Genomic DNA, 20,574 nt, shown 5'->3' with positions numbered 1-20,574 from the left:
GCGCATCGACTGATGTGCCTTTTTTTATGTCTTATTGTGACGTTTTAACAGTTTATATGCGGTGTTTGCTGACAACCGCCCCGGTTTCTTGTCAAAATACGGCCTCACGCGCAGCATTCATCACGTGCTATGCTGCTCGAGGTATTTGTCACCTACAGCGGAGTGTTGTTACACCATGATGGACAATTTACGCACGGCAGCCAATAGCGTCGTGCTCAAAGTAATTTTCGGTATCATTATCGTGTCGTTCATTTTGACCGGCGTGAGTGGCTACCTGATTGGCGGTAACAATAATTTTGCCGCGAAAGTGAATGGCCAGGAAATCGGCCGCGGCCAGTTTGAAAATGCCGTTGCTAGCGAGCGTAACCGCATGCAGCAGCAGCTTGGCGATCAGTTCTCTGAACTGGCGGCCAATGAAAACTACATCAAAACCATGCGTCAGCAGGTGCTCAATCGTCTTATCGACGAAGCGCTGCTTGATCAGTATGCGAAAGACCTGGGTCTTGGCATCAGCGATGAGCAGGTGCGTAAAGCCATTTTCGCCACCACCGCATTTCAGGTTGACGGCAAATTCAATAACACCCGCTACAACGCGCTGGTGAATCAGATGGGCATGACGGCAGACCAATATGCGGCGGCCCTGCGTAACCAACTGACTACACAACAGCTGATTAACGCCGTTGCGGGCACCGACTTCATGCTGCCGGGCGAAACCGACCAGTTAGCGGAGCTCGTTTCCCAGCAGCGTCTGGTACGTGAAGCGACCATTGACGTGAATGCGCTGGCGGCAAAACAGCAGGTTAGCGATGCGGAAATCAACAGCTACTACGAGCAGAACAAAGGCCAGTTCGTGTCTCCAGAGCAATTCCGCGTGAGCTACATCAAGCTGGATGCGGCATCAATGGCCGAGAACGTCTCTGATGAAGAGATTCAGGCCTATTATGACCAGCATCAGGACCAATTCACTCAGCCACAGCGTAACCGCTACAGCGTCATTCAGACCAAAACGGAAGCTGATGCAAAAGCGGTTCTCGACGCGCTGAATAAAGGCGGCGACTTTGCGGCTCTGGCGAAAGAGAAATCTGCCGATATCATCTCCGCACGCAACGGCGGAGATATGGGCTGGCTGGAAGAATCCACCACTCCAGATGAGCTGAAGAATGCCGGCCTGAAAGAAAAAGGTCAGCTGTCTGGCGTGATTAAATCTTCCGTGGGTTTCCTGGTGGCGCGTCTGGATGACGTTCAGGCTGCTAAGGTGAAACCACTGGCAGAGGTGCGTAACGATATCGCCAACAAAGTGAAGCAGGAAAAATCACTCGACGCTTACTACGCGCTGCAGCAGAAAGTCAGCGACGCGGCGAGCAACGAAAATGATTCACTGGCGGGTGCAGAGCAGGCCGCTGGCGTGAAAGCAGTAGAGACTGGCTGGTTTGATCACAGCAGCCTGCCGGCTGAACTGAACTTCAAACCGGTTTCCGATGCTATCTTCAACGGCGGTCTGGTGGGCGAAAACGGTATGCCGGGCAGTAACTCCGACATCATTACCGTGGACGGCGACCGTGCCTTCGTCCTGCGCGTGAGTGAGCACAAAGCTGAAGCGGTGAAACCGCTGGCTGAAGTCAAAGCGCAGGTGACCGATATCGTGAAACATAACAAAGCAGAACAGCAGGCCAAACTGGATGCGGAAAAACTGCTGGTTGCGTTGAAAGACGGTAAAGGTGACGAGGCGCTGAAGGCGGCGGGTCTGAGCTTTGGTAGCAGCAAAACGCTGAGCCGTGCTGGCCAGGATCCACTGAGCCAGGCTGCCTTCTCGCTGCCGTTGCCACAGAAAGACAAACCAAGCTACGGTATCGGCAACGATATGCAGGGCAATGTGGTTCTGCTGGCGCTGGACGAAGTCAAAGCCGGCGAGATGCCAGAAGCGCAGAAAAAAGCGATGGTACAGGGGATCACCCAAAACAACGCTCAGATCGCTTTCGAAGCGATGATGAACAACCTGCGTAAATCAGCCAAGATTAAGCTCGGCGATATCATCGACCAGCAGCAATAATCGGAACTCGCCTCGCATTAAATTGTAATGCGATGTACACCTCAAAGGCCGCATTCGCGGCCTTTTCCATATTTAAAATCTGCCTTTTGAAGGCGGCGGTTTCTGCCGTTATCGTGCCCTTGTTATCACTCAACAAGGAGAAATCAGCATGAAATGTGGCATCAAAATGTGCGTTATGGCTGTCGCGATGGTCTGCGCGGGGATGAGCTTTAGCGTTCAGGCGGCGCAATCCGCCGCGGCGAAGGGGCTGGTGACCCAAACCCGAGCCAGTGAAGCGACCGGCGAGCAGGCTAAGGCGTCAGCCAGCAGCAAAGCCAGTGACGATGAAGGTACCCGGGTCAGCATTAACTCTGCGTCGGCAGAGGCGTTGGCACAGGCAATGAATGGGGTAGGGATTAAAAAAGCGCAGGCGATTGTCAGCTACCGGGAAGAGTATGGGCCGTTTAAAACGCTGGACGATCTCAAGCAGGTGCCGGGAATGGGCAACTCGCTGGTTGAGCGAAATCTTGCCCATATCACGCTTTAATTTATGCAGAGTGTTTGCACTCGCCTGAAAATTTGCCAGACTAAAGAGGTCATACCAGTGGTGTGACCTCTGACTCTATTTAAAATATCGACACAAAATCATTCAAGTTGCATCAGGGCGGCAAGAGAGTGAATCCCGATAAGCTTACTCAAGTCAGTGATTCGGGTGAACGAACGCAGTTAACGCGGAGGCTGCTTGAAGGATAATGTGTATAAAATAATAAGGCTATGGCGCTATGCAGACACAAATCAAAGTTCGCGGTTATCACCTGGATGTCTACCAGCACGTTAATAACGCTCGCTATCTGGAGTTTCTTGAAGAGGCCCGCTGGGATGGGCTGGAGAGCAGTGCGGGCTTCCAGTGGATGAGTGCGAACCACATCGCCTTCGTGGTCGTGAATATTAATATTAACTATCGTCGTCCCGCCGTGCTGGGCGATCTACTGACGGTGACCAGTAAAGTGGAGCAACTGAATGGCAAAAGCGGTGTGCTTAGTCAGGTGGTGACGCTGGAGCCTGAAGGGCAGGTAGTTGCCGATGCGCTGATTACCTTCGTCTGCATCGATCTGAAGACGCAGAAAGCGCTGGCACTGGAAGGGGAGTTACGTGAGCATCTGGAGGCGATGGTGGAGTAATGCGTCAGCCCGGGCTGTTAAGGCTCGCCCAGGTGACCTAACGCTGTGAGCTATTTGTCTATCACCCGGGCAAGGCGTTGACGCCCGCCCGGGAAAATCTTCAGACCGACTTGAGCCCGGTTTTTTGCTTCATCGTCGCCATCACGCCCGGCTTATCCGCCAGATAGTGATGTAGACCGTTCGCCCGCAGGTTACAGGCCGCGCAGTGACCACAGCCGTCACCCTTGATGCCGTTATAGCAGGTCAGCGTTTCAGTTCGCACCAGATCCAGCTTACCCCAGTAGTCTGCCAGCGCCCAGGTCTGGGCTTTATCCAGCCACATCAGCGGTGTTTCAAAGCGAATATCTTTTGCCATGCCCAGGCTTACCGCATGGTTAAGGGCCTTCACAAACTCATCACGGCAGTCCGGGTAACCGGAGAAGTCGGTTTCACATACGCCGGTAATCACCGCTTCAGCCTTCACCTGGTAGGCGTAGATGGCCGCGAGCGTCAGGAACAGAATATTACGTCCTGGCACGAAGGTATTAGGAATGCCATCGGCATCGGGTTCGTAATCGGGAACCGGGATGCTGTCACGGGTCAGGCTACTGACGGCCAGTTCGTTTAAGAGTGTGACATCCAGAACTTTATGCGCGCGTGCGCCAAGTGTAAGCGCCAGTTCACGAGCCACGTCAATTTCGGCACGATGCCGCTGGCCATAATCAAACGTGACGCAGTGAACTTCATCGTATTGATGCAACGCCTGCACCAGGCATGTAGTGGAATCTTGTCCACCGCTAAAAACGACAACGGCACGTTTCATGGCATTTCCTGTCTTTGGTTCTAAAAGCCGCTATGGTAACGCCTGTGTGCCACGGCGACCAGCTTCTTCACCGCGTATCCGGCGGCAACCAGGCTTCGGAGAAGTCGAACCAGCCACGGGCGTTGAGACGAATGCCGTTGACGCCCGGCGGCGCGCTTACCTGATATTGATAATTAAACAGCGGCGTCAGGATGGCGTCGTGCATCAGACGGGTGAACAGACGTTTTAGTGCGGCGATCCTCAGTACATCATCCGGTTGCGCCTGCGCCTCATCGAGCGACTGCTGGACGAGGTGCGCCTGCTCATCGGTAAACAGTGAGGGCCACAGGGCATCGCAGCGTAACCACTGCTCGAGCGCGTACTCGGGCATCTCACCAATCAGTCGGTCGCCCATAAACAGATCCGCCTGCGGCAGGTCTTTGCAGCCGTTCCAGCTTTTAGCATCGTAAAAAATGACCGTTAGCTCGCAGCCAAGCGGGGCCAGCGCATTTTTTAACTGCTCGGCCATGGTGTGCAGTTCGACGGGAAGATGATAGATAAGCGTCAAGGTGGGCGGCAGGGCTACATCAGGGTTATCTTGGGCCAGCGGAATCGCCCAACCCGGCAGCATCTCTTCGCTGGGAGTGATCAGATTTTCACCAAGCGGAAGGCTTTGCAGCAGTCCGGAGCGATGGATTAGCGCTATGACCCGCTGCGCCTGCGCCATGCTAAGTCGTGGGCTTTGGCGCAGCGCCAGATAACAAAAGCCCAGGCTGATACTGTGGCTCACCAAACGCAATTTCCCCAGTTCTTCTGGTTTACCAATCGCGATTTGCACCGGATGCTGGCAGCTAGTGCCTAAACCCTGCTCAAATAGCTGGGGCGTGATCCAGTATTCAATCGCCTGAAGCAGCGGATGGCCCAGATGGTAGCGATGGTGGCTTTCGATGCGTACCAGTTCCGGCTCGAAGATTTTGTACATGAACGGGCCGGTACCCTGTTCTGGCTCATCCGGATGCGCCAGTACGCTGCAATAGCTCGCCAGCCGGTGCGGTAGCCAATAGTCCGGGCGATGCAGAGTAAAGGTCAGGCATTGGGGATGACTCTGGCCTATCTCCTTAACGCTGGAGAATAACCGGGCCAGCTCGGGAAGGGTCAGCAGCATCAGCAGGCGGCGACGCAGCTGATCGGTCTCCACCGCGTCTCCGTTGTGCCAGTGCAGAGTAGAGCGGACATAAAAGTGCCAGCACAGGCCGTCAGGCGAGACCGACCAGTGGTGCGCGAGATCGCCACTTGGTTGCGACGCATCATGATTAAAACGGGTGAGGCCAGAGTAAATCTGCCCGGCCAGGTGCTGTTCGGCGCGCCCGGCGAGAAAGCCAGGATGCAAGGGTTCGAGAGGGCGATAATAGGGAATGCGCAGCGTCGGGGTGTTGTTTTGCCACTGACCGCCCAGAAACGGATGCAGCAGCGCCCGCAGCTCTACCGGTGCAATCTGGGCCAGCTCCAGCGCGTTATGCTGCTGTCCGCGTTCCAGCGCGGTTTCCATCATTTCATTACGCAGCGCCTCTGGCGTCGTGTGAAACGTCAGGCTTCCGCGTTTGCCGCGCCCGGATTGTGCCTGCCAACTGAGCCAACCGGCTTCCTGCGCCTGGCGCAGCAGCGTACGCACATGTCGTTCGCTGCAAAAACAGAGGGCAGCGAGTTCGGCAATGGTGACCTGCTGCGTTTCCCCCTGCGACGGTTGCCACAGACGCTGAAACTGATTTAAACGATTTAACAGACGCATAGAAACCCGGAACAATAAATGTGAAGTATTCAGTATTACTTCCGTATATCCCAGCGGATACTGAGTGGCAAGAGAGAGCGATCACAGGCGGGATAAATAATGGCGAGACTGGCAGCGTTTGATATGGATGGCACCCTTTTGATGCCTGACCATCGTTTGGGCGACAGAACCATTGCGGTACTGAAGCGGCTACGCGAACGCAATATCACGCTAACTTTTGCCACCGGTCGTCACGTGCTGGAGATGCGTCCGCTGATTGAATCGCTGTCGCTGAATGCCTATCTCATTACTGGCAACGGCACGCGGCTTCATTCGCAGCAGGGGGAAGTGATGCACCGTAGCGATCTCGCTCCGGACGTCGCCGAGCAGGTACTGCACAGCCATTGGGATACCCAGGCCAGCGTTCACGTATTTAATGATAACGGCTGGTTTACCGGACGTGAGATCCCCGAAATGTTGCAGGCCCATGTCTACAGCGGTTTTCGCTATCAGTTGCGCGATCTCCGGCGGATCCCCGCACACCAGGTGACTAAGGTCTGCTTTTGCGGCGATCATGACGATCTGTGTCGTCTGCGCATTCAACTGGTTGAGGCGCTGGGCAAGCGTGCCAACATCTGTTTCTCGGCGATTGACTGTCTTGAAGTTCTGCCACCGGAAAGCAATAAAGGTGCGGCGCTGACGGTGCTGGGCGGCCATCTGGGCGTGGGTATGGACGAATGCATGGCGTTTGGTGATGCGATGAACGACCGTGAAATGCTGGGGCTGGTGGGGCGCGGCGTGATTATGGGCAACGCGATGGGGCAACTTAAGGCCGCATTGCCCCATCTACCGGTTATCGGAAACTGCAACACTCAGGCGGTTTCCCACTATTTAACGCATTGGCTGGATACACCGAATCTTCCTTATTCCCCCGAATAGAGAAACTTTCCAGCAAGCCAGGCTCAGATGATGCCTGGCTTTTTTTATTGTCCGATAAGCTGCTGAATCTGCTGGTGCCACGGCATTACGTCGCCAATGTTCGCCGTCACCCACTGCGGGTTGTAATAGGTATCGAGATAGCGTTCGCCGCTGTCGCACAGCAGCGTCACAATCGATCCGGTTTTACCTTCAGCGCGCATCTGCGCAGCAAGCTGCAGTGCCCCCCACATGTTGGTACCGGTCGATGCGCCGACCTTGCGGCCAAGCTGCGTCTCCAGCCACTGGGCGGTAGCGACGCTGGCGGCATCCGGTACGCGCATCATGCTATCGACCACGTCCGGAATGAATGACGGTTCGACACGCGGGCGGCCAATACCTTCAATTTTACTGCCGACGGTGCCGCGCAGGCTGGCGTCGCGCTGCTGCCAGTAATCCATAAACACCGAGTTTTCGGGATCAACCACCATCAGTTGGGTCTCGTAGCCCTGGCAACGGATGTAGCGACCGATAGTGGCTGAGGTGCCGCCGGTGCCGGCGCTCATTACCACCCATGCAGGAACCGGATTCGGCTCATGGGACATCTGGCGGAAAATGCTGTCGGCGATGTTGTTGTTACCGCGCCAGTCGGTGGCGCGCTCGGCGTAGGTGAACTGATCCATATAGTGGCCGTTCAGCTCACGGGCCAATTTTTCCGACGCAGCATAAATTTCACAGGCGCTCTCCACGAAATGGCAGCGGCCGCCGTAAAACTCAATCTGTTCGATTTTTCGTTTTGCGGTGCAGGAAGGCATAACGGCGATGAATGGCAGCCCAAGCAGGCGAGCGAAATAGGCTTCGGATACCGCCGTCGAACCGGACGACGATTCAATAATGGTGGTGCCTTCCTTAATCCAGCCGTTGCACAGGCCGTAAAGGAACAGCGAGCGCGCCAGACGGTGCTTCAGGCTGCCGGTCGGGTGGGTGCTTTCGTCTTTAAGGTACAGCTGAATGCCGGGAAAGGCAGGTAGCGCCAGACGAATCAAATGCGTATCGGCGCTGCGTTGATAGTCGGCGTTAATTTCGCTAATGGCGTGTTTGATCCAGGTGCTATTCATCGTGTTTATCCGTTTGTCATTTTGTGCCCAGCATAGCGAAAAGCACAGAAAAAATTGTTGCCATCTGACCTTTAAAATAGAATGAAGGTAGAAAAGTTTTCTCCCGGTGCCCCTTATGCTAGATAAAATTGACCGAAAGCTGCTCTCTTTGCTGCAAAATGACTGTACGCTCTCTTTGCAGGCGCTGGCCGATGCCGTTAATCTGACCACCACGCCGTGCTGGAAACGGCTTAAGCGGCTGGAAGACGAGGGCATATTACTCGGGCGCGTTGCGCTGCTGGATGCGGAAAAACTCGGGCTGGGGCTGACGGCCTTCGTGCTGATTAAAACCCAGCATCACAGTAGTGAATGGTACAGTCTCTTTGTCAGTGAAGTGACGCAGATGCCTGAAGTGCTCGGTTTCTGGCGTATGGCCGGAGAGTATGACTACCTGATGCGCGTCCAGGTTGCCGACATGAAACGCTATGATGATTTTTATAAAAGCCTGGTGAACCGCGTTCCTGGACTGTCGGACGTCACCTCAAGCTTTGCGATGGAACAGATCAAATCCACTACCGCTCTCCCCATCGGATAACACTTTATCTCTGGAATTTTACCGCGTGCGATTATTTGCTCAACTAAGCTGGTACTTCCGTCGGGAATGGCGTCGCTATCTCGGCGCAGTTTCCCTGCTCATTATCATTGCCATACTGCAGCTTATTCCGCCGAAGATGGTGGGAATTGTGGTCGATGGCGTCTCACAGCACCACTTCACCGCCGGAAAGCTGCTGATGTGGGTAGGCACTATGGTCCTGATCGCCGTGGTGGTTTACCTGCTGCGCTACGTCTGGCGCGTGCTGCTGTTTGGTGCGTCCTATCAGCTCGCCGTCGAACTGCGGGAAGATTTTTACCGTCAGCTCAGCCGCCAGCATCCTGAATTTTATCTGCGCCATCGTACCGGCGACCTGATGGCGCGTGCCACCAACGATGTTGATCGCGTGGTGTTTGCCGCCGGTGAAGGGGTGTTGACGCTGGTGGACTCGCTGGTGATGGGCTGCGCGGTACTGATTGTGATGTCGACCCAGATTAGCTGGCAGCTTACGCTGCTGGCGCTGGTGCCAATGCCCATTATGGCACTGGTCATCCATCGCTACGGTAACCTGCTGCACGAGCGCTTCAAGTTAGCGCAAGCGGCATTCTCCAGCCTTAACGATCGCACCCAGGAGAGTTTGACCAGTATTCGCATGATCAAGGCGTTTGGTCTTGAAGATCGTCAGTCTGCGCAGTTTGCTGCCGATGCGGCGGACACCGGCATTAAAAACATGCGCGTGGCGCGCATTGACGCGCGTTTTGACCCGACTATCTACATCGCCGTCGGGATGGCGAACCTGCTGGCGATTGCTGGCGGAAGCTGGATGGTGATGCAGGGTGAGTTAACCCTCGGTCAATTAACCAGCTTTATGATGTATTTGGGGCTGATGATTTGGCCGATGCTGGCGCTGGCGTGGATGTTTAACATCGTCGAGCGCGGCAGCGCCGCCTACAGCCGTATCCGCACGCTGCTGGCGGAAGCGCCGGTGGTGGATGACGGTACTCAGACCGTACCTGAAGGCCGCGGCACGCTGGCGTTGGCGATTCGTCGCTTTAGCTATCCGAAAACGGATAAATCGACGCTGACCGACGTCGATGTGATCCTCAAGCCGGGCCATATGCTCGGCATTTGTGGGCCAACCGGCTCCGGAAAGTCGACTATTTTGTCGTTGATTCAGCGCCATTTCGATGTTGATGAAGGCGATATTCGCTTCCACAACATTCCCCTGCGCCAGCTACAGTTGGATGCCTGGCGTAGCCGTCTGGCGGTGGTGAGCCAGACGCCGTTCCTGTTTTCTGACACGGTGGCCAGCAATATTGCGTTGGGCTGCCCGAGTGCGACGCAGGAAGAAATTGAACAAGCGGCGCGGTTGGCCTGCGTTCATGACGATATCCTGCGCTTGCCCCAGGGTTACGAGACGGAAGTCGGTGAGCGCGGCGTCATGCTTTCCGGCGGACAAAAGCAGCGAATTTCGATTGCACGCGCGCTGCTGCTGGATGCGGAAATCCTGATCCTCGACGACGCGCTGTCGGCGGTTGACGGGCGTACCGAGCATAAAATTCTGCACAATCTGCGTCAGTGGGGGGAAGGGCGGACGTTTATCATCAGCGCTCACCGCCTGTCGGCGCTACTCGATGCCAGTGAAATCATAGTGATGCAGCATGGGCATATCGCCCAGCGTGGTCAACATGAACGGCTGGCGACGCAGCCGGGCTGGTATCGCGATATGTATCGTTACCAGCAGCTTGAGGCGGCGCTAAACGATGCGCCGGAAGAAGAGAATACGGAGGTGGCCGATGCGTAGTTTTGGGCAACTGTGGCCAACCTTAAAACGCCTGCTGGCCTACGGCTCGCCGTGGCGAAAACCCCTGTCGATTGCGGTGCTCATGCTGTGGATAGCCGCGGCGGCAGAGGTTAGCGGGCCGCTTTTGATCAGCTATTTTATTGACAACATGGTGGCAAAAGGACTGCTGCCGTGGGGCAAAGTCATGGGGCTGGCCGCAGCCTATGTCGGTCTACAGCTTCTGGCGGCAGGGCTGCACTACAGCCAATCGCTGCTGTTTAACCGGGCCGCCGTAGGCGTGGTCCAGCAACTGCGTATTGATGTGATGGATGCTGCGCTACGCCAGCCGCTGAGTGAATTCGACACGCAGCCGGTAGGGCAGCTCATTTCACGGGTGACCAACGATACCGAAGTGATTCGCGACCTGTACGTCACGGTGGTGGCGACGGTGCTGCGTAGTGCCGCGCTTATCGGCGCGATGCTGGTGGCGATGTTCAGTCTCGACTGGCGCATGGCGCTGGTGGCGATGGCTATTTTCCCGGCGGTGATGACGGTAATGATCATCTATCAGCGCTATAGCACGCCGATTGTCCGCCGCGTTCGCGCTTATCTGGCGGATATCAACGACGGTTTTAATGAAGTCATCAACGGTATGAGCGTTATCCAGCAATTCCGTCAGCAGGTGCGCTTCGGCGAGCGGATTGGTGAAGTGAGCCGTTCACATTATTTGGCGCGTATGCAGACGCTGAGGCTGGACGGCTTCCTGCTACGTCCGCTGCTCAGCCTGTTCTCGTCGCTGGTACTGTGCGGGCTGCTGATGCTATTTGGCTTTAGCGCAACAGGGTCTATCAAGGTTGGTGTGCTGTATGCATTTATCAGCTACCTGGGACGCCTCAATGAACCGCTGATTGAGTTGACGACCCAGCAGTCGATGCTGCAACAGGCGGTAGTCGCTGGGGAACGCGTTTTTGAGCTGATGGACCGGCCGCGTCAGCAGTATGGGCAGGATATTGCTCCGCTGGCGAGCGGGGATATTGATATCGACAACGTGTCGTTCGCTTACCGCGACGACAAAATGGTGCTGCAAAACATCTCGCTGTCTATTCCGGCGCAGAGCTTCGTGGCGCTGGTGGGGCATACCGGGAGCGGTAAAAGTACGTTGGCCAGCCTGCTCATGGGGTACTACGCGCCTAACTCTGGAGAGATCCGCCTCGGCGGTCGGCCATTGCCGAGCCTCAGTCATCAGGTGTTGCGTGAGGGCATCGCGGTGGTGCAACAGGATCCGGTAGTGCTGGCTGACTCCTTCTTCGCCAACGTTACGCTGGGGCGCGAGATTAGTGAACAGCAGGTCTGGCAGGTGTTGGAAACGGTGCAACTGGCGGAAATGGTTCGCGGCATGAGCGACGGCCTTTACACCCATCTGGGCGAGCAGGGGAATAATCTCTCCGTCGGGCAAAAGCAGCTGCTGGCGTTGGCCCGCGTGCTGGTGGACACCCCGCAGGTGCTGATTCTGGACGAGGCCACGGCCAATATTGACTCCGGCACAGAGCGCGCTATTCAGCAAGCGCTGGCTGCCGTTCGCCAGCACACCACGCTGGTGGTGATTGCCCACCGTCTGTCGACCATTGTTGAGGCAGATACCATAATGGTGCTTCATCGCGGGCAGGCGGTTGAGCAGGGTTCTCACCAGCAACTGCTTGAAGCAAAAGGGCGTTACTGGCAGATGTATCAACTTCAGCTGGCCGGTGAAGAGCTGGCTGCGAGCGCTCAGGACGATGCATTGACCGCCTGATGCACCAGCGACAGGCATTTTTCTAACAGAATGCATTTGTGACACGCATCATGCACCCGCATGGTGCGTTTTTCTTTTTTCTCCCGCCATTTTGCCGCCATAACCCCTGATTTCACCGCCTGGCATCGTGCTTTGAATTTTTGGCACGCCGCTTGCTTTATCTCTTTTGTGTTCGCAGCCATTACCGAATTCTGACTGGAGGGGATCTATGAAGCTGGTTACCGTGGTAATCAAACCATTCAAACTTGAAGACGTTCGCGAAGCGCTGTCTTCAATTGGCATTCAGGGCTTAACGGTGACAGAAGTGAAAGGCTTCGGTCGTCAGAAGGGTCATGCTGAGCTATATCGCGGCGCGGAATACAGCGTCAACTTCCTGCCGAAAGTAAAGATTGATGTGGCTATCGCCGACGATCAGCTCGATGAAGTCGTCGACGTGATCAGCAAAGCCGCTTACACCGGAAAAATTGGCGACGGTAAGATTTTTGTCGCCGAACTGCAGCGCGTTATCCGTATTCGTACCGGCGAAGCCGACGAAGCGGCGCTGTAATTCCCAGCCAGCACAGTGATAGGGATCGAGATGATGAAAAAAACAATGGTAAAAACGGGGTTGAGCGCACTGGCGCTGTTGCCGGGTCTGGCGATGGCCGCTCCTGCGGTTGTGGATAAGGCCGATAACGCCTTTATGATGCTGTGTACCGCGCTGGTGCTGTTTATGACTATTCCGGGCATTGCGCTGTTCTACGGCGGCCTGATCCGCGGTAAAAACGTGCTCTCCATGCTGACTCAGGTGGCGGTGACCTTCGCGCTGGTCTGCGTGCTGTGGGTGGTTTACGGCTACTCACTGGCCTTCGGCACCGGCGGCAGCTTCTTCGGCAGCTTCGACTGGGTGATGCTGAAGAATATCAAGATTACTGACCTGATGGGCTCCTTCTATCAGTACATCCACGTGGCGTTCCAGGGCTCCTTCGCCTGTATCACCGTGGGGCTGATTGTCGGTGCGCTGGCGGAGCGTATTCGCTTCTCCGCGGTACTGATCTTTGTGGTCATCTGGCTGACGCTCTCCTATGTGCCGATTGCGCACATGGTATGGGGCGGCGGTCTGCTGGCAAGCCACGGTGCGCTCGACTTTGCCGGGGGTACCGTTGTACACATCAACGCCGCCGTTGCGGGCCTGGTGGGTGCGTATCTGATTGGGAAACGCGTGGGCTTTGGCAAAGAAGCTTTCAAACCGCATAACCTGCCGATGGTATTCATCGGTACCGCAATCCTCTACTTTGGCTGGTTCGGCTTCAACGCTGGTTCCGCTAGCGCGGCGAACGAAATTGCCGGTCTGGCCTTCGTGAACACCGTGGTTGCCACCGCGGCCGCTATCCTCGGCTGGGTCTTCGGCGAGTGGGCACTGCGCGGCAAGCCATCTCTGCTGGGCGCGTGCTCCGGTGCGATTGCCGGTCTGGTCGGCATCACCCCAGCCTGTGGTTATATTGGGGTCGGCGGTGCGCTGATTCTGGGTATTATCGCTGGTCTGGCAGGTCTGTGGGGTGTGACTTCACTGAAACGTCTGCTGCGCGTTGATGATCCTTGCGATGTGTTTGGTGTGCACGGCGTGTGCGGCATTGTCGGCTGTATTCTGACCGGTATCTTTGCTTCCACGGCGCTGGGCGGTGTGGGTTATGCAGAAGGCGTGACCATGGGCCATCAGGTTCTGGTACAGCTGGAAAGCATCGGCATCACCATTGTCTGGTCTGGCGTAGTGGCCTTCATCGGCTACAAAGTGGCAGATTTGACCGTCGGTCTGCGTGTACCAGAAGATCAGGAACGTGAAGGCCTGGACGTCAACAGCCACGGCGAAAACGCCTACAACGCCTGATATCCCTAATCAGGGGAGGCGGAGACGCCGACCCTGGGTTTTTCGACCACGAAGTTTGCGCCTCGCCCGAAAAACTGCAGTTATCTCCAAAGCCAAAAAAGCCTCCCATCGGGAGGCTTTTTTGTGTGCGTGGGGGCGGGTTATCCGCGATTACGCATGACCCCTTCCTGCACCGTGGAGGCAACCAGTATACCGTCCTGAGTATAGAATTCGCCGCGAACAAAGCCGCGTGCGCTGGAGGCTGAGGTGCTCTCCACGCTATACAGCAGCCATTCGTTCATGTTGAACGGACGGTGGAACCACATTGAGTGATCGATCGTCGCCACCTGCATGCCCGGCTCGAGGAAGCCTACGCCGTGGGGCTGAAGCGCCACCGGCAGGAAGTTGAAGTCTGAAGCATAGCCCAACAGATACTGATGAATATGCAGATCGTCCGGAACGGCACCGTTAGCGCGCATCCACACCTGGCGGTGCGGCTCTGCGGTATGGCCTTTCAGCGGGTTGTGGAATTCAACCGGGCGAATTTCAATCGGTTTGTCGCACAGAAATTTCTCAGCAACCTGCGGCGGCAGGAAATGTGCCAGCGAACGGGCGATATCGGTTTCCGATGGCAGGCCGTTCGGGGATGGCGCAACGGGCATCGTTTTTTGATGCTCATAGCCTGATTCAGGCGCCTGGAAGGAGGCGGTCATGTAGAAGATAGGCTTGCCGTTTTGAATCGCGGCCACCCGGCGTGCGCTAAAGCTGTTGCCGTCACGCAGGACTTCAACATCGTAAATAATCGGCTTCTGGCTGTCTCCCGGGCGTAGGAAGTAGCTGTGAAAAGAGTGAACTAAACGATCGGCAGGGACGGTCTCTTTCGCCGCATACAGCGCCTGGCCCACGACCTGTCCGCCAAATACCTGACGCAGACCCAGATCTTCGCTCTGACCGCGGAACAGGCCCTCTTCAATTTTTTCCAGATTTAATAACGTCAGCAGATTTGATAGCGCCTGGCTCATTGGTACCCTCTATAATTTTACTCTCATATACCCGTCATACTTCACGTTGCATACGCGTTGGCTGCGTTCGGTCACCCAGTCGCTTACCCGAGTAAGCTGCTGGAATTCACTCGCTTGCCGCCTTCATGCAACGCGAACTATTTAGGGTATAACGGCAGGTGAATGCTTCCATTATAACGTAATTTCGCGAGTGGTCCGATGGGTTCAATTATCTGAATAATGGGGCGTTTGCAGGCATTAATGTGAAATATGTGCCACACTTAAGCGGTTAAAGTTGTTAAGGCGTTGTCACTCAATTGAGAAAATGGCCTTAATTAGAGTGAGCAAAAAGGAGAATGCTAATGAAACTTGTGCCGATCTTAAGCGGTTTGGCGATTGCACTGGCCGTTGCAGGCTGTTCGCAGACGCACCAGCAAAGTCAGAATCAGACACCAGCACCAGAAGCAGCGGCCGCGCAGCAAGCGGTATCCGGGCCGAATGTCTCCGGTAATGTCCTCATTCGCCAGAAAGTGGCGCTGCCGCCTGATGCGGTATTAACGGTTACGCTGTCCGACGCATCGCTTGCCGATGCACCATCGAAAGTTCTGTCGCAGAAAGTGACCCGCACCGAAGGTAAACAGGCACCGTTTAGCTTTGTGCTGCCTTACAACCCGGCTGATATCCAGCCAAACGCTCGCATTCTGTTAAGTGCGGCGGTCACCCTCGACGGTAAACTGCTGTTTATCACCGATACCATTCAGGAAGTGATCAACCACGGCGGTACCAAAGCCGACCTGATTATGGTGCCGGTACAGCAAACGCCGGTTCCGGTTCAGGATGCAGCGCCCGTCCAGGTTCCGTAAGTGTTGCTGAGATAAAAGACGATGCCCTCCCTGTGAGGGCATTTTTTTGTCCGGGGTGTGCTGCACGAATGAAGACAGGCGTCAAAAATGCCTTAATATTGCCAGCGATACTTTTGCATATCGATTTGCCCACTGCCGGAAACCTGCACGCCGTCGGCCAGCAGCGCCTGGCGCTGGCGCTGGTGGTCAGGGCCGGTCAGCGAAATGGCCCCGTGGCGATTCACCACCCGATGCCACGGCAGCGTTGAGCCTTCCGGTAATCGGCGTAGAACCCCTCCCACCTGTCTTGCGGCACGTGGAGAACCCGCCAGCCTGGCGACATCGCCGTAGGTGGTGACGTAGCCCTCGGGGATTGCAGCGACGATTTGCCATACGCGGTGCGGGAAAGAGTCTTGAGCGTCCATAGTCTATTCCTGAAGACAGAACGCTCAGCATAATCAGACTGATGGTCGCTGTGAAGAGGGGGTTGTGCAAGAATCCAGCAGGTAAAAGCGGATAGCTTGCAATTGACCGGCTCAGCAGTGATAATGCGCCAGCGCGTTGGGAACAACGCTCTCAATGGGGGCTCTGTTGGTTCTCCCGCAACGCTACTCTGTTTACCAGGTCAGGTCCGGAAGGAAGCAGCCAAGGCAGATGACGCGTGTGCCGGGATGTAGCTGGCAGGGCCCCCACCCATTTCTACCTCTCTGATTTTTCAGCCTTCCCTCAGATAAAGTAACCCTATATTAATAATGGTTATTGGCGTCAGCATTTTGCGGCTTTTCAATTAAACTTCATTAGCTTGTAATAATAGTGTCATCTCTGTGTCATAAATAGTATTTAAATTAACATTAGGCATTCATATCGCTCAGAATGTTATAAATATATTTGTGGAATGTACTGTTGGTTTGATGTATTAGTTATTACAGAAATAATACAACAACCATTTTAGCCGCGTGCAAACGTGTTGCTACGGGAAGGAGTAAACATGACGGTCGCAGTGCTCAACGTAAAAATTGATGAGACAGTAAAAGAAGGACTTCGCCACTACGCTGAGGCGAACGGTCTGACGTTAAGTGCGGCGACGGAAAAGCTGCTACAGCGGGCATTTGCAACAGAAGTCGAGGCGGGTGTATGTGAAGACGACATTGACAGCCAGCATACGGAAGAAGATGTTGCACCATTCACACCTAAAGAAATCAAAGCATTACGAAAAATCCTGAAGAAGAGAAAATGAAACAGCAACCTTCAATAGCCTGTAACTACGGCGAAGCCTGTGATTTATTACGCTCGGGCTACGTCAAACATGTTCTTCTGAACTGGAATGTAGGCAGCGATGAGTTCTTTCGTATTGCCTCAGACTGGTGCGATACCGGTGCTAAGATAAAAAAAGAGGGAGAATCTTTCGTTATATCTCTTAAAGGTTTTCCGATCCCCCCTCAGCACTAATATATTATTTCGCGTGGCTAAACCAGGCAAAATAATATAAAACAGGCCGGCAATATTAATGGTGGTATTGTTATACCCGCGCGCGGTTAAATAATTTTCCGCACCTTACTAGTGCCATGCTGGCCTGCTAACGTCGCCCATACCGGCTGTAATGTGGTAAAGGTGCGGCGTAGCGTATCGTCATCTAAGGTGAATGGAATACGCAGATTTCTCTCCCCTCCACCAGCCAGACTAAACCGCGTACCTACGCCAAGATGAATGCCGCAGCCTTCTGCCCGAGCCGCAAAGCGCGTGGCCATCATTTCCGGCAACTCAACCCAGAACGATAATCCACCTTCCGGCAGGACAAATTTCCATTGGGGAAAATATTCCTGCATCAGTTCTGCACACATATCGCGACGATTTTTAAGCTGATGCCGTCGTCCGGGCAGCAGCGATTCTTCATGTTCCAGCAGCCAGCAGGTTGCCAACTGCTCCAGCAGCGGAGAGCCGAGATCGAGGGTATCACGGGTTTGAATCAGCGCGGCGATGGTGCGTGATGATGCGCGGATCCAGCCCAGTCGCAGGCCACCCCAAAAGCTTTTTCCCGTCGAACCCACGGTCACGATCGGCGCGTGGCGATTAAATGCGGCCAGCGGCGGCGGCGGCGGGGCGCTGTACCATAAATCGACCATGGTTTCGTCGACGACTAGCGTGGTGCAGGTACGAGCGGCCAGATCGGCAATGATTTGCCGCGTCGCGCTGTCCATGCATTGTCCGGTTGGATTTTGAAAGTCGGGCATCAGATAGGCCAGACGGGGTGCGGTCTGGGCGATAATGGCCGCCAGCCCATCGGTGTCCCAGCCCGCATCCGGCAGGGGCAATGCCACCGGGCGGCAGGAGGCACCCTCAATAGCCGCAATCGCCAACGGATAGGTTGGCGTCTCCACCACCACCCTATCGCCTGGCCCGGTGAGATAGCGCAGGATCAGCGCCAGCCCACTAACGGCACCGTTTACCAGCATAATTTCATCGGCAGTGGTTGGCAGCCCGCGTGCACAGTAGCGCGCGGCGATTGCTTCTCGCAGGACGGGCAGCCCTTGCTGATCGTAGCCGGTTTGGTTGAGATAGCCGGGCAGGACGCTGAGTGCATGACTATAGGCCTGGTGGATTTCGGCCCCGGCCGCCAGCGCGGCGGTGGAGAGATCCAGCGTTGGTGAAGAGGGCGTACGCGGCACGCGCTGGTTAAACTCCGCAGCTAGAGTCACCGTAGAGCCGCTGCCCTGGCGGCTTTGCACATAGCCCTCATCGCGCAACTGGGCCAGTGCGCTGGCGATGGTGGTCCGGCTGACACCGAGCGCGCTAGCAAATTCACGTTCGCCCGGCAGGCGAGTGTCGAGCGGCAGTCGGCCATCGAGAATCAACAATCGCAGCGCGTCGGTTAGCTGTCGCCATAGCGGTGTGGTTGATGGGGTTTCCTGCCAGTGACCGAGCAGGCGGACGAGCGATTGGGTGGCAGAGCGTCGTAGCATCAGTGCAGTCCACTTTTTGAAAACTGGTCATTAATCATAATGCCATTTTTGTCGATGATGAAGCTATCAACCGACAGGCAGAGGTGCCAATGTTACGCCGACTGATTCAGCTTTACTTTGGGTTAACGCTATATGGGGTGTCAACCGCCGTCTATGTTCGCGCCAATCTCGGGGCCGATCCGTGGAACGTGTTTCACCTTGGGGTTGCTGGACTGACATCTCTGAACATTGGACTGGTGATGATCTTAACCGGCGTGGCGGTGCTACTGCTGTGGATCCCACTGCGCCAGCGTCCTGGCCTTGGCACCATTAGCAATGTGATTGTGCTGGGGCTGGCAGCCGATGCAACGCTGGCGCTGATGCCGCCGCTGGAGTCGCTGTGGCTACGTGCCGCGATGTTGGGAATGGCGGTGATCCTCAACGCCTTGGCGACGGGAATGTACATTGGTGCGGGATTTGGCGCGGGGCCGCGTGATGGGCTGATGACCGGGATTCACGCTCGCACCGGTTGGCCGGTACGCTGGATCCGTATGGCTATTGAGCTCTCGGTGCTGGTTATCGGTACGGTGTTGGGTGGTACTTTTGGCATTGGGACCGTGCTGTATGCACTGGCGATTGGTCCGTTGATTCAAATCTGCTTGCCGTGGTTCCAGCTACCGCGAGTGGCGCAGCGGCGGGCGGTAAAAGCGGAGCAACCGTCCTGATTTTACGAAGCGCTCACAGCGTTGTGGACATTTTCAGGTGACACGGCTGTTATCATGCCAGGTAACCTGAAGAAGTATGAAATCGATAACGCTTTATGGTGTGGCCCGCGTCGCCGGGGTTTCCTACCAGACCGTGTCGTGGGTAATTAACCAGGCTGTGCACGTATCACCGCGCACTCGGCATAAGGTACAGGCCGCGATGCGGGATGATAGCAGCGCATCGCGGCAGTCGCTGAATGGCCGCCGGCGTTGTAGACCGCTTTAAGCAGGAGAATTAGCCATTCAGGTGACTCTGGAAGGTGCTGATTTGGCGACGGCGGGGCTGAGCGCGCAAATCTGACGCTGATCGCTCGCCGGCTCAACTATGGCGCACATCGCTGGCAGCAGCATTAAACCGTATCCCCGGCATCAGGCTAAGGCGCTGATGCCGTGCGCCATCATGTAGATCCCCACCAGAATAATTAGCGCGCCGGAGAACCACGGCGCCTTTCGCGACAGCTCGCCGAACCCGCTCCAGCGTTTAGTCATATGCTTGAGGCTTATCGCCGCGATGGCACCAGAGGCAACTAACGTTAGCGCCAGACCCACGCTAAAGCTCAACACCAGCGTCGCCCCCAGCGCCACATGTTTAAGCTGCAAACAGATAAGCAGAATGGTTATCGATGCTGGGCAGGGGATGAGCCCGCCGGTCAGGCCAAACAGCATAATTTGCCCAGTGGTAACCTGCTGGCCGGTAAAACGACGGTTGATCTCCTCGGCATGGGCGCGCTGGTGGGCATCCTGCCAGTCGGCATCGACCAACGCGCCATGGTGGTGCTCATCGTGGTGATGATGATCATGAGCGTGATCGCTGTGGTCGTGATGATGTGAGTGGCCGTGATGATCGCTGTGATCATGGTTATGCGCCCCGCGTGATTCGCGCCAGGTCCGCCAGAGCATCCACAGGGCGATGGCAATAATGATGATCCCGGAAAGCAACTGGAACCACGGCTCGGCGGTTTGCGCATCCCAGCCGCGGCCAAACCACATCCCCGCCATCGCGATAACCCACACCACGACCGTATGCGACAGCGTCGCCGCCAGCCCCAGTAAAATCGCCTGTTTCAGCGTGCCGCGAATAGCGACGATGAAGGCCGCCATCATGGTTTTAGAGTGTCCAGGTTCCAGGCCATGCAGTGCGCCAAGCAAAATGGCGCCGGGAATAAAGAACCAGGCATTGCCCTGTTGTAAGAGTGTAGTGAAGTCGGTCATGAGTGAGGATCCTTGCTGAAAGTGGATTTACT

20 protein-coding genes, 1 other RNA gene and 1 pseudogene are annotated in these 20,574 nt (G+C 55.7%); 15 read left to right on the top strand and 7 right to left on the bottom strand.

The features are described from left to right. Positions 1-175 precede the first annotated feature (175 nt). The 3 genes from ppiD (at position 176) to KCR01S_RS08575 (ending at position 3,210) form a co-directional block, all read left to right on the top strand. A complete protein-coding gene (gene ppiD, locus KCR01S_RS08585; protein WP_061282107.1) occupies positions 176-2,050 on the top strand; it encodes a peptidylprolyl isomerase in 1,875 nt (624 codons plus the stop codon). Between the two features lie 148 nt (positions 2,051-2,198). Beyond that, on the top strand, positions 2,199-2,576 hold the full coding sequence (locus tag KCR01S_RS08580; RefSeq protein WP_061282106.1) for a helix-hairpin-helix domain-containing protein: 378 nt from the start codon (positions 2,199-2,201) through the stop codon (positions 2,574-2,576). A 235-nt stretch (positions 2,577-2,811) separates the two neighbouring features. Continuing rightward, positions 2,812-3,210 carry a YbgC/FadM family acyl-CoA thioesterase gene (locus KCR01S_RS08575; RefSeq protein ID WP_061282103.1) on the top strand — a complete coding sequence of 133 codons (399 nt, stop codon included), beginning with the start codon at positions 2,812-2,814 and terminating at the stop codon, positions 3,208-3,210. Positions 3,211-3,310: 100 nt separating this feature from the next. Here the strand turns inward: KCR01S_RS08575 and queC are convergent, their stop codons facing one another. Further along, on the bottom strand, positions 3,311-4,012 hold the full coding sequence (queC, locus tag KCR01S_RS08570; RefSeq protein WP_061282101.1) for a 7-cyano-7-deazaguanine synthase QueC: 702 nt from the start codon (positions 4,010-4,012) through the stop codon (positions 3,311-3,313). Between the two features lie 67 nt (positions 4,013-4,079). Then, positions 4,080-5,780 (bottom strand): SgrR family transcriptional regulator, encoded by a 1,701-nt coding sequence (locus KCR01S_RS08565; protein WP_061282099.1) that lies wholly within the window; start codon positions 5,778-5,780, stop codon positions 4,080-4,082. A 99-nt stretch (positions 5,781-5,879) separates the two neighbouring features. On the opposite strand from KCR01S_RS08565, the gene cof reads away from it, so the two are divergent. Beyond that, on the top strand, positions 5,880-6,698 hold the full coding sequence (cof, locus tag KCR01S_RS08560; protein WP_061282097.1) for an HMP-PP phosphatase: 819 nt from the start codon (positions 5,880-5,882) through the stop codon (positions 6,696-6,698). A gap of 44 nt (positions 6,699-6,742) precedes the next feature. Here the strand turns inward: cof and KCR01S_RS08555 are convergent, their stop codons facing one another. Next, positions 6,743-7,792, bottom strand: coding sequence for a PLP-dependent cysteine synthase family protein (locus tag KCR01S_RS08555; protein WP_061282095.1), 1,050 nt, complete (start codon positions 7,790-7,792; stop codon positions 6,743-6,745). A 115-nt stretch (positions 7,793-7,907) separates the two neighbouring features. On the opposite strand from KCR01S_RS08555, the gene KCR01S_RS08550 reads away from it, so the two are divergent. From KCR01S_RS08550 to amtB, 5 genes are all read left to right on the top strand, one after another. Next, positions 7,908-8,366, top strand: coding sequence for an Lrp/AsnC family transcriptional regulator (locus KCR01S_RS08550; protein ID WP_061282093.1), 459 nt, complete (start codon positions 7,908-7,910; stop codon positions 8,364-8,366). A gap of 25 nt (positions 8,367-8,391) precedes the next feature. Continuing rightward, complete coding sequence (locus KCR01S_RS08545) at positions 8,392-10,167, top strand: SmdA family multidrug ABC transporter permease/ATP-binding protein (RefSeq protein WP_061282090.1); 1,776 nt, start codon at positions 8,392-8,394, stop codon at positions 10,165-10,167. Next, complete coding sequence (locus KCR01S_RS08540; protein ID WP_061282088.1) at positions 10,160-11,938, top strand: SmdB family multidrug efflux ABC transporter permease/ATP-binding protein; 1,779 nt, start codon at positions 10,160-10,162, stop codon at positions 11,936-11,938. Before KCR01S_RS08545 ends, KCR01S_RS08540 begins: the two co-directional genes overlap by 8 nt. 208 nt (positions 11,939-12,146) lie before the next feature. Next, positions 12,147-12,485, top strand: a complete 339-nt coding sequence (gene glnK / locus KCR01S_RS08530; protein ID WP_004858743.1) for a P-II family nitrogen regulator — start codon at positions 12,147-12,149, stop codon at positions 12,483-12,485. A 33-nt stretch (positions 12,486-12,518) separates the two neighbouring features. After that, a complete protein-coding gene (amtB, locus tag KCR01S_RS08525) occupies positions 12,519-13,805 on the top strand; it encodes an ammonium transporter AmtB (protein WP_061282178.1) in 1,287 nt (428 codons plus the stop codon). A 140-nt stretch (positions 13,806-13,945) separates the two neighbouring features. On the opposite strand, the gene tesB is transcribed toward amtB, so the two are convergent. Further along, positions 13,946-14,806 carry an acyl-CoA thioesterase II gene (gene tesB, locus KCR01S_RS08520; RefSeq protein WP_061282085.1) on the bottom strand — a complete coding sequence of 287 codons (861 nt, stop codon included), beginning with the start codon at positions 14,804-14,806 and terminating at the stop codon, positions 13,946-13,948. Positions 14,807-15,147: 341 nt separating this feature from the next. Between tesB and KCR01S_RS08515 the strand changes: the two genes are divergently transcribed. Further along, the gene (locus KCR01S_RS08515; protein WP_061282083.1) at positions 15,148-15,648 is read left to right on the top strand and encodes a YbaY family lipoprotein; all 501 of its coding nucleotides are present in this window, start codon (positions 15,148-15,150) and stop codon (positions 15,646-15,648) included. Between the two features lie 92 nt (positions 15,649-15,740). Here KCR01S_RS08515 and KCR01S_RS08510 read toward each other — a convergent pair whose 3' ends face one another. Continuing rightward, complete coding sequence (locus tag KCR01S_RS08510; RefSeq protein WP_061282081.1) at positions 15,741-16,052, bottom strand: MGMT family protein; 312 nt, start codon at positions 16,050-16,052, stop codon at positions 15,741-15,743. A gap of 164 nt (positions 16,053-16,216) precedes the next feature. Between KCR01S_RS08510 and ffs the strand changes: the two genes are divergently transcribed. From ffs to KCR01S_RS08495, 3 genes are all read left to right on the top strand, one after another. Then, positions 16,217-16,313, top strand: an RNA gene (gene ffs / locus KCR01S_RS08505) — signal recognition particle sRNA small type. 302 nt (positions 16,314-16,615) lie between these two features. Next, positions 16,616-16,864: a hypothetical protein gene (locus tag KCR01S_RS08500; RefSeq protein WP_061282079.1), complete on the top strand. Its 249-nt coding sequence runs from the start codon at positions 16,616-16,618 to the stop codon at positions 16,862-16,864. Further along, positions 16,861-17,076 (top strand): hypothetical protein, encoded by a 216-nt coding sequence (locus tag KCR01S_RS08495; RefSeq protein ID WP_061282077.1) that lies wholly within the window; start codon positions 16,861-16,863, stop codon positions 17,074-17,076. Before KCR01S_RS08500 ends, KCR01S_RS08495 begins: the two co-directional genes overlap by 4 nt. Positions 17,077-17,162: 86 nt before the next feature. On the opposite strand, the gene yczR is transcribed toward KCR01S_RS08495, so the two are convergent. Continuing rightward, positions 17,163-18,590: a MocR-like transcription factor YczR gene (gene yczR, locus KCR01S_RS08490; RefSeq protein WP_156478754.1), complete on the bottom strand. Its 1,428-nt coding sequence runs from the start codon at positions 18,588-18,590 to the stop codon at positions 17,163-17,165. Positions 18,591-18,676: 86 nt separating this feature from the next. Here yczR and yczE point away from each other — a divergent pair, with 86 nt between their 5' ends. Together yczE and KCR01S_RS24065 are read left to right on the top strand one after the other, a co-directional pair. Then, positions 18,677-19,291, top strand: a complete 615-nt coding sequence (gene yczE / locus KCR01S_RS08485) for a membrane protein YczE (RefSeq protein ID WP_061282073.1) — start codon at positions 18,677-18,679, stop codon at positions 19,289-19,291. A 76-nt stretch (positions 19,292-19,367) separates the two neighbouring features. Then, positions 19,368-19,499: pseudogene (locus KCR01S_RS24065) on the top strand (LacI family DNA-binding transcriptional regulator); the annotation flags it as partial. Positions 19,500-19,699: 200 nt separating this feature from the next. Here KCR01S_RS24065 and KCR01S_RS08480 read toward each other — a convergent pair. Then, positions 19,700-20,542 (bottom strand): nickel/cobalt efflux protein RcnA, encoded by an 843-nt coding sequence (locus KCR01S_RS08480; RefSeq protein WP_061282071.1) that lies wholly within the window; start codon positions 20,540-20,542, stop codon positions 19,700-19,702. Positions 20,543-20,574: the final 32 nt, after the last annotated feature.

Source organism: Kluyvera cryocrescens NBRC 102467, assembly GCF_001571285.1.
Taxonomy (GTDB): Bacteria; Pseudomonadota; Gammaproteobacteria; order Enterobacterales; family Enterobacteriaceae; genus Kluyvera; species Kluyvera cryocrescens.
This window is presented reverse-complemented; position numbering and strand designations above follow the sequence as displayed.

Coding starts and splice junctions, on each gene's coding strand:
- ppiD (WP_061282107.1), top strand. CDS start 176: ATGATGGACAATTTACGCACGGCAGCCAATAGCGTCGTGCTCAAAGTA.
- KCR01S_RS08580 (WP_061282106.1), top strand. CDS start 2,199: ATGAAATGTGGCATCAAAATGTGCGTTATGGCTGTCGCGATGGTCTGC.
- KCR01S_RS08575 (WP_061282103.1), top strand. CDS start 2,812: ATGCAGACACAAATCAAAGTTCGCGGTTATCACCTGGATGTCTACCAG.
- queC (WP_061282101.1), bottom strand. CDS start 4,012: ATGAAACGTGCCGTTGTCGTTTTTAGCGGTGGACAAGATTCCACTACA.
- KCR01S_RS08565 (WP_061282099.1), bottom strand. CDS start 5,780: ATGCGTCTGTTAAATCGTTTAAATCAGTTTCAGCGTCTGTGGCAACCG.
- cof (WP_061282097.1), top strand. CDS start 5,880: ATGGCGAGACTGGCAGCGTTTGATATGGATGGCACCCTTTTGATGCCT.
- KCR01S_RS08555 (WP_061282095.1), bottom strand. CDS start 7,792: ATGAATAGCACCTGGATCAAACACGCCATTAGCGAAATTAACGCCGAC.
- KCR01S_RS08550 (WP_061282093.1), top strand. CDS start 7,908: ATGCTAGATAAAATTGACCGAAAGCTGCTCTCTTTGCTGCAAAATGAC.
- KCR01S_RS08540 (WP_061282088.1), top strand. CDS start 10,160: ATGCGTAGTTTTGGGCAACTGTGGCCAACCTTAAAACGCCTGCTGGCC.
- glnK (WP_004858743.1), top strand. CDS start 12,147: ATGAAGCTGGTTACCGTGGTAATCAAACCATTCAAACTTGAAGACGTT.
- amtB (WP_061282178.1), top strand. CDS start 12,519: ATGAAAAAAACAATGGTAAAAACGGGGTTGAGCGCACTGGCGCTGTTG.
- tesB (WP_061282085.1), bottom strand. CDS start 14,806: ATGAGCCAGGCGCTATCAAATCTGCTGACGTTATTAAATCTGGAAAAA.
- KCR01S_RS08515 (WP_061282083.1), top strand. CDS start 15,148: ATGAAACTTGTGCCGATCTTAAGCGGTTTGGCGATTGCACTGGCCGTT.
- KCR01S_RS08510 (WP_061282081.1), bottom strand. CDS start 16,052: ATGGACGCTCAAGACTCTTTCCCGCACCGCGTATGGCAAATCGTCGCT.
- KCR01S_RS08500 (WP_061282079.1), top strand. CDS start 16,616: ATGACGGTCGCAGTGCTCAACGTAAAAATTGATGAGACAGTAAAAGAA.
- KCR01S_RS08495 (WP_061282077.1), top strand. CDS start 16,861: ATGAAACAGCAACCTTCAATAGCCTGTAACTACGGCGAAGCCTGTGAT.
- yczE (WP_061282073.1), top strand. CDS start 18,677: ATGTTACGCCGACTGATTCAGCTTTACTTTGGGTTAACGCTATATGGG.
- KCR01S_RS08480 (WP_061282071.1), bottom strand. CDS start 20,542: ATGACCGACTTCACTACACTCTTACAACAGGGCAATGCCTGGTTCTTT.